Annotated in this window: 11 protein-coding genes; 2 read left to right on the top strand and 9 right to left on the bottom strand. The window is 65.9% G+C overall.

Translation table 11 applies throughout. The annotated features are described in order from the left end of the window. Together Rhe02_RS07575 and Rhe02_RS07570 are read right to left on the bottom strand one after the other, a co-directional pair. A complete protein-coding gene (locus Rhe02_RS07575) occupies positions 1-1,287 on the bottom strand; it encodes a DegT/DnrJ/EryC1/StrS family aminotransferase (protein WP_203907369.1) in 1,287 nt (428 codons plus the stop codon). A gap of 84 nt (positions 1,288-1,371) precedes the next feature. After that, on the bottom strand, positions 1,372-3,000 hold the full coding sequence (locus Rhe02_RS07570) for a condensation domain-containing protein (RefSeq protein ID WP_275412601.1): 1,629 nt from the start codon (positions 2,998-3,000) through the stop codon (positions 1,372-1,374). A gap of 99 nt (positions 3,001-3,099) precedes the next feature. Between Rhe02_RS07570 and Rhe02_RS07565 the strand changes: the two genes are divergently transcribed. Beyond that, on the top strand, positions 3,100-4,092 hold the full coding sequence (locus Rhe02_RS07565; RefSeq protein ID WP_203907367.1) for a Gfo/Idh/MocA family protein: 993 nt from the start codon (positions 3,100-3,102) through the stop codon (positions 4,090-4,092). 108 nt (positions 4,093-4,200) lie between these two features. Continuing rightward, a complete protein-coding gene (locus tag Rhe02_RS07560) occupies positions 4,201-4,641 on the top strand; it encodes a hypothetical protein (RefSeq protein ID WP_203907366.1) in 441 nt (146 codons plus the stop codon). A gap of 46 nt (positions 4,642-4,687) precedes the next feature. Here Rhe02_RS07560 and Rhe02_RS07555 read toward each other — a convergent pair whose 3' ends face one another. From Rhe02_RS07555 to Rhe02_RS07525, 7 genes are read right to left on the bottom strand one after another with little or no spacing between them, the layout of a single operon-like run. Continuing rightward, entirely contained in the window at positions 4,688-6,931 is a 2,244-nt protein-coding gene (locus Rhe02_RS07555) for a peptidase domain-containing ABC transporter (protein WP_203907365.1), read from the bottom strand. An 11-nt stretch (positions 6,932-6,942) separates the two neighbouring features. After that, complete coding sequence (locus Rhe02_RS07550; protein ID WP_203907364.1) at positions 6,943-9,909, bottom strand: non-ribosomal peptide synthetase; 2,967 nt, start codon at positions 9,907-9,909, stop codon at positions 6,943-6,945. Between the two features lie 22 nt (positions 9,910-9,931). After that, entirely contained in the window at positions 9,932-10,216 is a 285-nt protein-coding gene (locus Rhe02_RS07545) for an acyl carrier protein (protein WP_203907363.1), read from the bottom strand. A 13-nt stretch (positions 10,217-10,229) separates the two neighbouring features. After that, on the bottom strand, positions 10,230-11,657 hold the full coding sequence (locus Rhe02_RS07540) for a PfkB family carbohydrate kinase (RefSeq protein WP_203907362.1): 1,428 nt from the start codon (positions 11,655-11,657) through the stop codon (positions 10,230-10,232). After that, the gene (locus Rhe02_RS07535) at positions 11,654-12,922 is read right to left on the bottom strand and encodes a GNAT family N-acetyltransferase (RefSeq protein WP_203907361.1); all 1,269 of its coding nucleotides are present in this window, start codon (positions 12,920-12,922) and stop codon (positions 11,654-11,656) included. Before Rhe02_RS07535 ends, Rhe02_RS07540 begins: the two co-directional genes overlap by 4 nt. Beyond that, positions 12,919-13,176 (bottom strand): phosphopantetheine-binding protein, encoded by a 258-nt coding sequence (locus Rhe02_RS07530; protein ID WP_203907360.1) that lies wholly within the window; start codon positions 13,174-13,176, stop codon positions 12,919-12,921. Before Rhe02_RS07530 ends, Rhe02_RS07535 begins: the two co-directional genes overlap by 4 nt. Next, positions 13,173-14,096, bottom strand: a complete 924-nt coding sequence (locus Rhe02_RS07525; protein WP_203907359.1) for an aspartyl/asparaginyl beta-hydroxylase domain-containing protein — start codon at positions 14,094-14,096, stop codon at positions 13,173-13,175. The genes Rhe02_RS07530 and Rhe02_RS07525 overlap by 4 nt, the downstream gene beginning before the upstream one ends.

The raw sequence follows: 14,096 nt of genomic DNA, 5'->3' as shown, positions 1-14,096 counted from the left end.
TCACACCCTGAGCTCGGTCTTTGCCAGCGCGGCAAGATTGTCAGCCACCTTGATCACGGCTTCTGCGATGTCGTTCATGTCGGTCTCGTCGCCGAGCAGACCCGCGTGATGGAAGGTCAGCAGACGTCCGATGATGTCTTCGGTTACCGGTAGGGAATGGCCCTGTATCGACAGGTCCTGGCCAGCCAGCTCGGTGAAGCGGCGGCGCGTGTGGGGGTCGTAGAGCCGGTTCGTGTTGAGCGGGCTGTAGCCGCCGGCTATGGATAGCCCCAACTCCGCGCGCAGCGCGGCGGCAATCGTGCCGAGATCGGCCTGCGCCACCATGTCGGGCGGCAGCAGTGCCGCGTATTGGTAGTAGGTCCGGCTCGTCGTCCCCGGAGAGGTCAGTTGTGGAGTCAGACCGCAATTCGTGAGCAGGCGATCAAGCAGGGCCGCGTTGCGGGCTCGGATCTCGTTCTGCTGCGGCAGCATTTGCAGCTGGGCGAGTAGCACGGCGGACTGGAACTCCGACAGGGAGTAGTTGTGCCCCATCACGTCAGCGGTCTCGACCAGTTCCATGGTGCCAACAGCCGGTGTATCGCGGCCGTAACAGCGGCCGTCAGCACGCAAGTGCTCGGCGCGCCGCGCAAGATCGGCGTCGTTGGTGATCACTGCTCCGCCCTCGCCGCTGGTGAGCACCTTGGTCGCCTGCATGCTGAATGTTCCCATTGCGCCGAACGTGCCGACGGTGCGATCACGATATCGGGCGCCATGCACCTGTGCGCAGTCCTCGATGAGGACAAGGCCGTGCTGTCGGGCGATTGAGGCGAGCGCATCCAGATCGGCGACGGCGCTGTAGAGGTGGACCACCGTGATTGCCTTGGTGCGCGGGCCTATACGCGCGCGCACGGACTCGGGGTCCATGCACAGTGTCTCGGGATGGATGTCGGCCAGCACCGGCTTAGCGTTGACCGCGGCCACCGCCGAGGCGTTGGCCACCCATGTCAGACCCGGAATAATGACCTCGTCACCCGCACCTACGCCGCACGCCTCCAATGCCACCATCAGACTCGTGGTGCCGCTTGAGGTCGGTACGCAGAAGCGGCAGGCGTTGAACAGGCAGAACGCGTCACTGAACCGCCGCTCGAAGCTGCGCGCGCCGGCATAGGGTGCGCTGATCGCCCACCGACCCGACTCCAGCACCTCGCCGAGCATGGATAGCGTGGCTGGAGTGCTTTGCGGCCATGCCGGCCAAGGCTTGGTGCGCACCGGTTCGCCGCCATGGACGGCAAGAGGGGATGTTGTCATGGGGCCGCTCCTGCATTCGGTTAAGCGGATATTAGGTAACATAACGCCGAGCCCACCAATTACGCCAGCTCCACCAACGTCTACTTAGGACATTCTGCGCGCCACGGCAACGGCAATCCCCCTGATCGTGGGCGCCAGTTCCACCTCCAGCGCCCCCAGCTCGACATTCCATTGGGTGGACAGGATTCCCGCCATCGCGACGGCGTCGGCGGTACCCCCACCAAGCAAGAAGAAATTGTCGCGCTCGGCAACAGGGTCAACGCCTAGCACATGCGCGACAGCGGCCTTGACCGACTCGACCACAATGTCGTCCGGTGTCGAGGATGGAGCGACTGCAGCGGCGACAGGCTGCGGCCGATAGGAAACAGCAAACTCCGAAAGCCGCCGGTCGGGACCCGTCATCGCCTCGGCGAGCACATCCGTCAGCGCCTGCACTGCCGCTTGTGCTGACGAGGGCTCGAAAAGACCCGTGCCAAACTGCCAGCGGATGCCCAGCGGGCCTGAGCCCGCCTCGAAGATCTCCACCCACAGCTCGCCTTCCGAGATGCCCACCTCGGTGAACGGGGCGATCGACGTCAGCGGGCTGAGATCGACGTCGGGCAACGACGGTGTCGCGCGTGGCGTGTTGAGTACCGCGAAACCCAGCTGACGCAACGGACTGGGCCACAACTGCCGGCCGGGATCGATGGCTTGCACCATGTCGTCCAGCGGAAGCATATGGTCGAACGCCTCCAGCGCGGCCTCCCCGATGCGCGTGACCAGGTCGCGATACGTGGGGTCGCCTGCGGTGTCCAGGCGCACGATCAGGTATTCGACCGGCGTGCCGACGACCTGCTCTGCGTCTCTTCCGAGCCGGCCGGAGGTGTTGGAGACGACCGAGAACTCGGTCTGGTCGCACCATCTGGCGAGAAGCACCGCCAGCGCGCTGAATGTCGTGGCATAGACGGTCGCGCCCAAGTCTTTCGACAGGGCACGGATGTCCTCGCTCAGACCTGGGTCGAGCTGGGTCTGGTAGACGTCGCTGGTCAGGCGTGGAACGCTGGGTGATGGACGGTCAGGTACCAGCCGCGCCGCTGGTATTCCGTTGAGGTGCTGACGCCACCACTGCTGCCGGGCGATTGTCCGCGCGCGCGACAGACGATCGCGTTGCTGGGCCGCCAGCGCCGCCTGCTGCAGTGGCGCCGGCGGCAGGTCCGATGGCAAGCCCGTAGACGCTGTGCGGTAAAGGTCGCACAACTCGTCGATCATGAGGCCGATCGACCATAGATCGACGATCATGTGATGGGCCGTGAGCGCCAAGACATGTTGCACTGGGGTCAAGCGGACAATCACGACACTCCATGCGGGAGCCGAGGCATAGTCGAAGCCGTGGTCCGCAATTCGGTCCATCAGCCCCAGTACGGTTCCGTCCCGAGTGGACGGTGGCAAGTGTGTGAGGTCCACCCACGAGACACGCACGCGTGCGCTGCCCTCAATGAGCTGAACCGGCGCGTGGCCGACGATAGGGAAACGGGTTCGCAAGATCTCATGGCGAGCGGCGAGGCGGTCCACCGCAGCCGACAAACCGGCAGCGTGTAGTGGGCCGTCCAGGCGCACGGCGACCGGGCCGTGAAAGGTCGGCGTCTTGGGCAATGCCTGGCAATACAGCCACATTCGCAGCTGGTTGCTCGACAGGAGCTCCGTCCGGCCACCTAGGCTGTCCGCCTCGCCCATCGATCGACCTTCCGCCACCAACGCGCCGATGAATATCCGGATTTTCGAATCTATGATGTCGGGCATCGAGGCGCAATAGGCATGGTGAGGTGGGACGGGATGAAGGTCGGTCTGATCGGCGTAGGTCGGATGGGCATGGTGCACGCGCGGATGCTCGGGAGGTTGCCGGAGGCCGAACAGATCCTCATCGCCGACCTTGATCCCGCGCGGGCGCAGGCCGTGGCCGACGAGATAGGCGCCAAAGCGGTGGCCACCGTTGATGATCTGTTCGCCAGCGGGCTCGACGCGATCGTGGTCGCTGCGGTCACCCCCGCCCATGACGGGCTTGTCCGGCGGGCGGTGGGACATCGGGTACCGGTTTTCTGCGAAAAGCCGCTCGCGGCGGATCTGGCGTCCAGCCGCGCACTCGTAGCAGATCTGGCTGCGACCGACGTCCCCGTCCAGGTCGGTTTCCAACGAAGGTTCGACCCCGGATACCTCGCGATCAGAGACGCCGTGCGCGCGGGCGAGCTTGGCTGGCTACACACTCTGCGCGCCTGCACCAGCGATGCCGCACCGCCGCATGCGTCATACGTACCGACTTCCGGAGGGATCTTTCGGGACTGTTCGGTGCACGACTTCGACGCGATCCGGTTCGTCACAGGACGGGAGGTCGTCGAGGTGTACGCCACGGGCGCCAACCGCGGTGACGCGTTCTTCACCGAGGCGTCCGACGTGGATACGGGCATGGCTTTGCTCACCCTCGATGACGGGACCCTGGCTGTGTGCACGGCCACGCGTTACAACGGCGCTGGTTACGACGTGCGCCTGGAGGTGTGCGGCTCGAAGAACACTCTCGTGGCGGGGCTCGACGATCGCGCGCCGTTGATCGCCGCACCGGCGTCGAGCCAGCCGACTGGCGAGCCATATCCAGGATTCTTGGAACGATTCGCCCTGGCATACGAGGCTGAGCTGCGGGCCTTTCTGCGCGTCGCCGCCGGACAAGCGCAAGCCGAATGCACGGCCCACGATTCACTCGCGGCGATGCTGATCGCCGAGGCGGCCACCGAGTCGCGAATCACGGGCAAACCGGTGGCGGTTTCGCGAACGTAGTAGAAGCACAACTCATTAATCGAAGTTGACCACTGGTTACTCGCCTCGAAGCGGGCTTATGATGTCGACACATCTGGATTCGCGGATAGCTCTGAGAAGGGAGATTCCATGGCACGTTCAGGCGTGATGCTACGCAGGATCGTCATGGCGACAGTGGTGGTCATCGCCGCTTCGGTTGCTTCAGTTGCCGTGCCGACCGGTGCCACGGCAGGTCCAGACATCTCGGGCACCTGGCAGTCGGTGGACCGCGAAGGCGTTCCGCAGACGATGACCCTCGTGCATAGCCCCGATCAGAAGGCCTACAGGATACAGGCGGAGTCGCCCAAGTTCGCGGCCTGCGGGGGCATGGAGGCGTCCGCCAGCGGTATAGGCACCATGTCCGCCGACGACCGGTCTCTCGTGGCAGAGCTGCAGGTCACGTGCATGGTGAACCGGATGCCGGTGTGCGCCTTCGAAGCCAAGACTGTATTCAACTTCGAGGGCGACGGCGCGCTGCGCGACGAGTTCGCGAGTGCCTGGCAGCGCACGGCCGAGCCTGGCAAGGACTGAGCCATCCACCCGGCACCGAGCGATCGGTGCCGGGTATTTCGTTGGGTCAGGGCTCGACTTCGAACATGCTCAGCAATGACGAAAGCGGGCTGCAATCCTCCTCCGAGGCAGTCCCGTCGTCCGCGGCGGCAAGGCCGATCTGTGCGGCCACCAATGCCGAATAGGGGCCGCCGGCCTCCACCAGCTCGCTGTGGCTACCCGACTCGATGACCTGCCCGTCGTGAAGCACGATGATCAGATCCGCGTTGCGGATGGTACTCAACCGATGCGCAATCACGATCTGAGTACAGGCGACTTCGCGCAGATTGGCCACGATGCGCTGTTCGGTCTCGCCGTCGAGATGGCTGGTCGCCTCGTCGAGGATGAGCAGCGATGGCCGGCCGACCAGCGCACGCGCGATGGCCAGACGCTGCAGCTGCCCACCGGAGAGGCCCACGCCGCGTTCGGCCAGCGGAGTGTCGTACTTGAGCGGCAGCTCGCTCACCTCGTCATCGACCTCGGCGATCCGTGCGGCCCAAAGGATGTCATCCGTCGATGCGTCCGGATGGGCGAACGCGATGTTCTCCAGCACGGTGCCGCGAATGGTGAAATGTTCCTGAACCACTGCACCGAAGCGACGCCGAAGCGCCCGCACGTCCAACTGCGAGTAGGGAACGCCTTCGTACATAAGCTGCCCGCCCGTCGGCTGATACAGACCGAGCAGCAGCATGGCCAACGTGCTCTTGCCGGCACCGCTGCGCCCCACGATCGCGACCCGCGCGCCGGGCTCGACGGTGAATGACACGTCGTCGAGCGCGGACCGGCCGTGCTCGTCGTACCGATAGGACACGTTGCGCAATTCGATGGTCGATCCTTTGAGCTTCGACGGCGGTGGCGCAAGCGCACCGGTCGGCTCGCCGGGCTCACGCAGCACGTCGCCGAGCCGCTCCAGCAAGATGCCGGCCATCTGCAGCCGTTGCCAGTTTCCCGCAAGCGTGGCAACCGGCCCGAGCACAGCGCCGGCCAGCCAGATGAATCCCACCAGTGTGCCCAGGCTGAGCTGGCCGTCCATGACCCGCCATATTCCCAGCCACAACACCAGAAGTGGAGTCAACGACCGCACGGCGCCGGAATAGGTCTCCATGCCTGCGACAAGATGGCCACGGCGCAGTGTCGCCATTGTCCACGCGGTCAGCCGTTCGGAAGTCTCGGCCGCGGTGTGTGCCTCGGCTCCGGTGGCCTTGACCGTCGCGATGCCCGACAGCGTCTGCACCATGTATTCCTGCACCCGGGACTGCGCGATGACGCTACGCGCCATCAGATCCCGGACTCGGCCCCGCAACATCGCCACGACCACCATCTGAGTGGCCAGCACACCCACGACCACCGCGGCCAGGAGAGCGTCGAAGACGAACATCAGCCCTACGTAGATGAGCAGAAGTGTCGCGTCCAGGATCGCGGTCATGGTCTGGTTGGCCAGCATGTCCCTCAGCGTGCCAATGCTTCCCAGGCGCACCGCGATGTCGCCGGTGGTGCGCTGGTGGAAGAAGCGCAGCCGCAGGCGGAAGATGTGTTCGGCGAAACCGGTGAGAAGATGCCAGTCCAGCCTTCCCTGCAGATAGATCAGCAGCATGTATCTCAGATAGGTGGCCACCACCTGGGCCAGAACGGTCACCGCCAGCGCAAGCCCGATCACCACGACGACCGTGTTCTGCTGCGCGCCGAAGGCGTTGTCGACGATCAGCTTGGTGGCGATGGGCAGCGCCAGGCCGAATAGCTGCAGCAGCACGGTCACGATCAGGATTTGCGCCATGACGCGGCGGATGCCGGGCAGGCTCGTCATGGTGGCGAACAGTCTGCGGCCGGTGGACGGCTCGGCGGTCTTCCCTCGGCGTTCGAAAGCATCGCCGGGCTGCATGACGAGCACGGCTTCCGAGACACTGTTGTCAAATTCACGGCGGCTCAGGGTTCGCCGGCCCCAAGCCGGGTCGACGATGTCCACGGAGCGGGGCGACCAGCGCTCTATGACGACGTAGTGATTGCGTTCCCAGTGCGCGATGGCAGGCAGCGGAATGTTGCCGAACAACTCCGGTGCGGGACGGTAGCCGCGGGCCGTCATGCCGAACTCGCGCGCAGCGGAGGCGATCGCGGCGGCGCTGACCCCGCCCCTGCCACCGCCACAAAGTGGTCTGCATTCGGCGATGGAGGTGTTGCGCCGGAAGTACGACAGCACCATCGCCAGGCAGGCTGCTCCGCATTCGACCGTGTTGAGTTGCATCCGCATGGGGACGCGGCGACGCAATAGCCACACGGGCGTTCTCCTCAAGCTCGTTTGATCGGACTGTCCGGCGCGTCGGCGGCTGCCGATGCCAGATCGCTCAGCGTTTGGGCGAACGCCTGTACCTCTTCAGCGGCGAGAACGTCGCTGCGGCAGGTCAGCACGCCCTCCCAGTCGCCGTCGCGCTCGAAGAAGGCAAGCTCGATGTCCAGGGCGGTCATCGGTGGCTCGTCAAGGACACCGGAAAGCTGAATGCCGCCGATGTCTTGGCGTCCCATGAGTTCAGCGCTGTAAGAAGGATCGAGCAGCGAAGGACGCTGCTGCAGGACAACGCTGGTCTGGAAGACCGGATGGCGGTTCGGATGCTGCGGGAAGCCCGAGGCCATCTCCACAAACGGGACGGCATCGTTGGCGTATGCGGCCAGTGACGTCGAACGGACGCGGCGCAGCAGCTCACGGAATGTTGGTTCGCCGGACGCGTCGCAGCGCAGCGCCAACGCGTCCATGCACGGGCCGACGACGGTGGTCAGCTCGGGACGCAGCCGCCCCGAGGTCGGGCAGCCGATCATCGTCTCGGGTTGACCGGTGGTCGCGTGCAGGGCGGCCGCGAACGCGGTGACCGCGGCCATGTAGGGCGTGGCGGATTCCTCGCGGGCCAGGCCGATCAGCCCTCGGACCGTTGCCTCACCGAGCCAGAAGATATGCAGGTGAGCCGGACCGGGCGCTGCGCGGCGCACATCGCCGGGCAGCGTGAGCACTGGCGCTTCGGCAAGCATTTCTTCCCAATGTCGCCGCTGTTCCTTGCCTGCTGGCGAGTCCCGCCGAGCCGCGCGTTCGGCGGCCCACTCAGCGTATTGGACGGTCCGCACTGTCGGCACCGGCCTGCCGCCAATCGCGGCCGCATAAAGCTCAAGGATCTGAAGGCTGACCGTCTCCACGGTCCATGCGTCTGCGGCGATCGCGTGCAGCACAACGCCGAACACATGGTCGTCCTCGCCGAGACGGGCGACGAATAGCCGCACAGGCGGTTCGAGGCGCACATCCCAGGGACGGGCGATGAGGTCGACGAAATCCGCCTGACCGTCGATGAGGATCAGTTCCGGGGGTGTGGCGACGGCCAAGCGTGGTGGCGTGCTCACGACCGAACGCAAGATCTCGTGGCGCTGCACCACCATCGCAGTGGCCCACCGTAGCGCAGCCAGACTCAGGTTTCCGGTAAGGCGGACGACCAGCGGCAGGACCAACCCGCCGTCGTCCCGCTCCGCCCGTTTGAGGATTTCCAGTTGAGTGGCACTGAGCTCGCCGCGCTTCACCGGATCCAAGTGAGGCGTCACCTGTGCCACCTGGCCGGCCGTTAGACGGTCGATCTCCGCAGCAAGATCGGCGACCGTGTGCTGCTCGAAGAAAATCCGAAGCGGCAGATCCACGCCGAGCACCTCGGAGGCCCGGACTCGCACGCGCAGCGCCGGAAGCGAATGCCCACCGAGTGCGAAGAGGTCGGCGTGTACGTCGACCTCTTCGATCCCAGCCGCCTCCGCCCATAGCTGCGCCAGCAGACCCTCCAACTGCGACCGGGGCGGCGTCCCGGAGGCGCACGCCACCTCCGCGGGGCCCGGCGCGGGCAGGCGGCGCCGATCGATCTTCCCGTTGGGCAGCCGCGGCAGCTGGCGCAGGAACACGTAGTGGGCTGGGACAAGCGGCGAAGGCACCCGCTCACGCAAGAAGATGCGCAGCGCGTCAACAGCGACGATTTCGTCCACATCGGACACAATGTAGGCAACCAGCTCGATCGAACCGGGTTGGCTGCCAACGGTGCCCACCACGGCTTCGCGCACGGCCGGATGGCCGAGCAGAGCGTGTTCGACTTCGGTCGGCTCGATGCGCACACCTCGCACCTTCACCTGATCGTCGATGCGCCCGAAGAAGTAGAGGTTGCCGTCGGCTCCCCAGGCGCCGAGGTCCCCGGTGCAATACATCCGCTCGCCCGGGCTGCCGCCACCGGGCTCGGGCACGAACCGCTCGGCGGTAAGGCCGGGTCTGCCGAGATATCCGTGCGCCAACCCGGCCCCGGCGATGAACATCTCCCCTGGCTCATCATGTGCCACGGCATTTCCCGCAGAGTCAAGCAGGTGGATCCGGGTGTTTGCCACGGGCAGCCCGATCGGCGGTGAACCTCGGTCGCCTACTGATTGAGCCTCGACGATGGCCATGGTGGCGTAGCTGGTGAATTCCGTCGGCCCGTACAGATTCACCAATCGTTCGATCGAGCTGCGCGCGTAGATCTGCTCCACGAGCCCGGCCCACAGTGCTTCTCCCCCGACGATCGCGGTGCGCACCGTCTGTGGGAGCCGGTCGGTGCGAAGCAGCTCCGTGATCACCGATGGCACGCTGTGGACCAGCCGCACACCCAACCCGCTGGGCTCCGCGCTCAGATCCATCACGCTGTCGACGAGAACCGTTGTGCCGCCGTAGGTCAGCGGGCCGAAGATCTCCAGGATCGAGCAGTCGAAGCAGATCGAGGTCGAGGCGAGCACCACCAGGAGGTCGTCGCCGAACACACCGGTCGCCCAGGTGAGCATGTCTACCGCGTTGGCGTGCGTCATCGGCACACCCTTGGGCTGGCCCGTGGACCCTGAGGTGTAGAGAACATATGCGACCTGGGCCGCCGACGCCGGCACCGGAACGAACCGACTGCTCGCCACCGCGGCCGGTTCACAGATGATCGTCGCCAGCCCGGCATCCGCAGCCATGAAGGCGACGTGCTCTGGCGGGTACGCGGGATCCAGTGGCACGTATCCGGCGCCCGCCATCAGCACACCGAGCATCGCAGCCACCATGTCCACCGACCGGTCGAGCTGTATGCCCACCAAGTCACCGGGCCTGACACCAGTGTCGCGCAGATGGCCCGCCCAGCCCCGGGCCCTGGTGGCAAGCGCGCCATAGGTTACGGCGTGGCCGCGATGCCGAACCGCGACCACGTCGGGTCGCAACACCGCCTGGCGCTCGAACATCCCATGGATGGTCGACTGCGAATCAGGAGCCATGGCCGGCCTCTCGCGTGTCCACAAACATCTTCGCCAGGCCGGCCAAGGTGAATGACGACCATGAGGAGGTTATCGTCGTCATATCCACCGTGATCTCGAGTGTCTTCTCCACCTCTTGCACGATCTCCGCGGCGCTCAGCGAGTCGATGCCCAGTTCGTCGATCGTCAGATTGGGATCGAGCTCGGACCGCGAAAGCCCGCACACCAGATCGACCGCGTCCACGACTGCCTCATACACGGCCTGGTCGGCGATAGGCGCATCCTGACTAGACATCGATCCTCCCCTATCAGCTAAATGATCGAACCTGTTCGATAATGCGGCTGGTCGATCGGTCCTCGACATACTCCAGTAGCCTTACTTCCACTCCGAGCCGGCGCAATACAGGAAGCTCCGGCAGCGCCATCGACGCGTAGTCGCCACCCTTGACATAGAGATCCGGATGCACCGCCTCGATGAGTTCGATCGGCGTTGGCCCGGAGAAGGCGACCACGTGGTCGACGCAGCCCAGCGCTGCCAGTGTGCGCATCCGTCCAGACAGGTCGATCACCGGGCGGCCTGGACCTTTGAGAGCGCGCACGCTGCTGTCGTCATTGATCGCCACGATCAGCCGGTCGCCCAGCGCCTTGGCCTGGCTCAGCACGGCGACGTGCCCTTCGTGCAGGATGTCAAAGCAGCCGTTGGTGAACACGATCCGCATGCCGGCGGTGTGCATGGTTCGCGCCCACTGTGCCAGGTCCTGCACTGCGAGCGTCTTGTCACCGGAGTGCAGCCGTGCGGCCAGTTGCTGCCGGGCGCAGCGGGCCGTGATGCCGGCCGAGCCGAGCGATGCGCATGTGGCCGCCTGGGTGGCGAACTCCACCGCGATCGGCGCCGGTGCGTGAGCGCCCAGCGCCAGGGCCAACGCGGCGGCGAAGACGTCGCCTGCGCCGACAACATCATGGGGGGCCGCGCCAGTGGCAACCGCGCGATACGGCGGCCTACCTTGTTCAAACAGCACGGAACCGTTGCCGCTCAACGTCACCGCGACCAGCCTGGCACCCGTCGCGGCGAGCAGATCGTCGCCGTGCCCGAGGATCTGTGCCAGGCGCTCGCCGTCGTTGTCCAGCAACGGCAGGCCGAGCATCTGCACGGCCTCGGCGTAATTTGGCGTCGACGCGGTCGGGCGCAAGTCGCGGTAGCGCGCCGGATGTTTGGCGTCCACCACGGTCACGTCCACGCGATCGGATGCCTGATGCAGCGCCGGCATTCTGTGCGGACCGAGCACGCCATATTCGTAGTCGCTGATCACCAGCGCATGGGCCTGTGCGACAGCGTCGGCCAGATTCGCGTCGAGGGCGGGCATCACGCCCACGCCGTGGCCCTCGTCGAGGCGCATCAGGATGTGCCCGCCCGCTACGACCCGCTTCTTGACGACCGTAGGACCTTCCAAAACATTTGCTGTGGGTACCCGATGGGCCTCAAGCAGATTCCGCAGCTGATGCCCGGCCACCGACACCAGCCGGACCTGCCCACCCAACGCGACCACGTTGGCCGCCGCATTCGCGGCCGCACCCGGCGCTTCGGTGTGACCCAGCACCGCGACCACCGGAGCGGGCGCCTCCCGGCACAGTCCGCGCATAGCTCCGGCCACGAAGACGTCCAGCAACGCGTCGCCGATGACCGCCACTTTGATGTCCACGACATCGTCGAGCAGCCGGGCCAGGTCCACGTTCATCTGGTCCTGCCTCGCAACACGGCCCCGACCCGCCTGCGCCGCAATTCCACAGCCCAGTCCAACGGCGTACCGTGGTGGCGTTCATCGCGCACCTGCGGATCGGCACCGGAATCGAGCAGCAGGGCCGCCAGGTCGGGATGGTCACGTTCCACCGCGACGTGAAGCAGTGTTTTGCCGCTGTTCGGCTGGCGCTTGGTGGCCAACGAAGGGTCGGCCTGCAGGAGTTGCGTCGCCTCGTCCTTCCAGCCCAGTTCCCACGCCACCAGCAAATCGGGCGTGGCGCCGCGATCGATCAACCATCGCGCCACCTCGGGTCGCTTGTAGTAAGCGGCAAGGCGCAGTGGTGTCATGCCATTGGCAAGCGGTTGGTCCAACACGGACGGATGGGCGTGTGCCTCGATTGCGCTGATATCACTTTCCCCAAGCGCCTCGGCGAAGGCCACCTGCTTCGGATCGGGCGCGCGCTGGGCAGCGTGCCGGGGAAGCCACCACGTCTGTCCAAACCCGAGCGACTGGAATCCCATGACCCGATACAGCGGTGCTGCCTCGTCGACCGCGTTGGCGATGCCGTAGCGCACGTCGAACTTGCGCCCGAACTCTCTGATGGCGTCGAATCGCTCCAAGCCGATGCCCGCGGTGCGTGCTTCGGGCAGGAAGAACAGGTCGTGGATGCCGCCCACACCCAGATCACCTTCGGTGAGGTTGATCGACAACGTGCCGACCGGCGAGCCGTTGCGCCACCATACGGCCTGCCAGACCCGTTGCGGTTGCCGGCTGACCAGAGCTTGCCGTATCTCGCGCGACATCGGGTTGTAGCACAACAGCTCCGGCACGGTGTGGTCGTCGAATGTGTCCGGAAACGTCATCGGGGACTCGCCGGAGGAAGAGCTCTCGGGATAGGTCGCACGATCCACAGCCATCCAATGTGGGCGGCCACCGGAACGGAACCCGCGAGCGCACAGCCAGATATCCAGCTGCCCGGCCCAGGTCGCGTCCATCGCCCAGTAGCTGACGACGTCGACGCTGTTGGCTCGCCCGTATTCGCCGATGGCGTCGATGCGGCCGCGTAGCGAGGGATCGGGGTGTTGAGTCACCAATGCCGTGATCTCCCGGCCTGGATGCCACGTGGCCGCCCACTCCAGCCCGTCCTCCTGGAACAGTGTGCCGCCACCCGCCTCGACGAGGCGGCGCATCCACATCACATTGTTGTGCATGCAAGCGGCGAGAAGCTCCGCCTTCGTCGCGTCGTGCGTCATGAATCTCATGTGGACGCTCCTGCCTGAGCTGCCGCTTCCTGGCGCACGCGGTCGACCATGCCGGTGAGCGTTCGCGGCTCCAGCAGCACCCGCACGGACAGGTCCAGATCCAGGTCTTCGGACACCCGGGCGACGATTCGCACTGCGTCCAGCGAGGTCGCGCCCATCTCGATGAAGTCATCGTCTGCGCCGAAGTCGTCGCGCCGCAGCACTTCCTGCCATGCCGCGCTTACCACCGCCGCGATCTCTGCCAGCTCTGTCATGACTGCCGCCCATCGCCGTATTCGAAGCGCAGTTCCCGTCCATGCCGTTGCACCGCGGTCGCTCCCGTCTCGGTCATGTATCGCCGCACGAGCGCTGATACGCCCGCCGACGGGCGCAGCACGACGCCGTGGTCGTCGGTCTCCACCCTGTCGATGTCGTGCTCGGCCAGGTAGCGGGCGATCTGATCGGACGACGACTGGCGCCGGGCAAGCAGACGTGTGCGCAGGGCCGCGTCCAGGCACGGGTTGAGCACGTCAAGCAGGAGCACCAGGCGCGGCTGGTCACCGCGGTGCCACACCTCGTGCTCGTAAGAGTCGTCGAAGACGATGCAGCGGCCCTCCTCCCAGGTGAGGGTCTGGTCACCGACCCGTATCGAGGCGCCGCCCGGCACCCGCAGGCCGAGGTGGACCCGCATCTGGGCATTCGTGCGCCCGCAGTGCGGCACGATGTGGCTGCCCGGTTCCAGCCAGGACAGTGTGACCACGCCCGGGCCGAGCGTGGTGGCCTCCGGGATCTGCTCGATCACCGAAGCGGTCACCGGGAACAACTCACAGGCCCGCTCCTGCCGCCGGCCCGCCTCGTAAAGCACGACCTGATCCCATTTTCCTTTGCCCAGCAAAGGTTCGTCGACTGGTGCGAACCCGGGACGGTCATCGGCGAGCAGCGCGTCGATCTCCGAGCGTATGGCTGAATAGCTGTTTTCGAGATGCCCGACGAACCAGTAGTCGCTGGGCTCGTAGACCGGCTGATGGCCGCCTTCGGGCCAATAGTCGATCGGCCGTTGGCTGGCGTCGGCCCACAGCCCTTGGCGCACCGCAGTTTCGGCGGTCTCACGAGCCAGACTGGTCAGGCCCTCACGCAGCATGACCTCAATGAGCGCCGAATATGTGCGCCGCAACTCCGTGTCGACGATGCCCAC

Origin of the sequence: Rhizocola hellebori (assembly GCF_016862955.1) — a bacterium.
Taxonomy (GTDB): domain Bacteria; phylum Actinomycetota; class Actinomycetes; order Mycobacteriales; family Micromonosporaceae; genus Rhizocola; species Rhizocola hellebori.
The sequence above is the reverse complement of the archived record's forward strand: the minus strand, read 5'-3'. Positions and strand labels throughout refer to the sequence as shown.

Coding starts and splice junctions, on each gene's coding strand:
- Rhe02_RS07575 (WP_203907369.1), bottom strand. CDS start 1,287: ATGACAACATCCCCTCTTGCCGTCCATGGCGGCGAACCGGTGCGCACC.
- Rhe02_RS07570 (WP_275412601.1), bottom strand. CDS start 3,000: ATGGGCGAGGCGGACAGCCTAGGTGGCCGGACGGAGCTCCTGTCGAGC.
- Rhe02_RS07565 (WP_203907367.1), top strand. CDS start 3,100: ATGAAGGTCGGTCTGATCGGCGTAGGTCGGATGGGCATGGTGCACGCG.
- Rhe02_RS07560 (WP_203907366.1), top strand. CDS start 4,201: ATGGCACGTTCAGGCGTGATGCTACGCAGGATCGTCATGGCGACAGTG.
- Rhe02_RS07550 (WP_203907364.1), bottom strand. CDS start 9,909: ATGTTCGAGCGCCAGGCGGTGTTGCGACCCGACGTGGTCGCGGTTCGG.
- Rhe02_RS07545 (WP_203907363.1), bottom strand. CDS start 10,216: ATGTCTAGTCAGGATGCGCCTATCGCCGACCAGGCCGTGTATGAGGCA.
- Rhe02_RS07540 (WP_203907362.1), bottom strand. CDS start 11,657: ATGAACGTGGACCTGGCCCGGCTGCTCGACGATGTCGTGGACATCAAA.
- Rhe02_RS07535 (WP_203907361.1), bottom strand. CDS start 12,922: ATGAGATTCATGACGCACGACGCGACGAAGGCGGAGCTTCTCGCCGCT.
- Rhe02_RS07530 (WP_203907360.1), bottom strand. CDS start 13,176: ATGACAGAGCTGGCAGAGATCGCGGCGGTGGTAAGCGCGGCATGGCAG.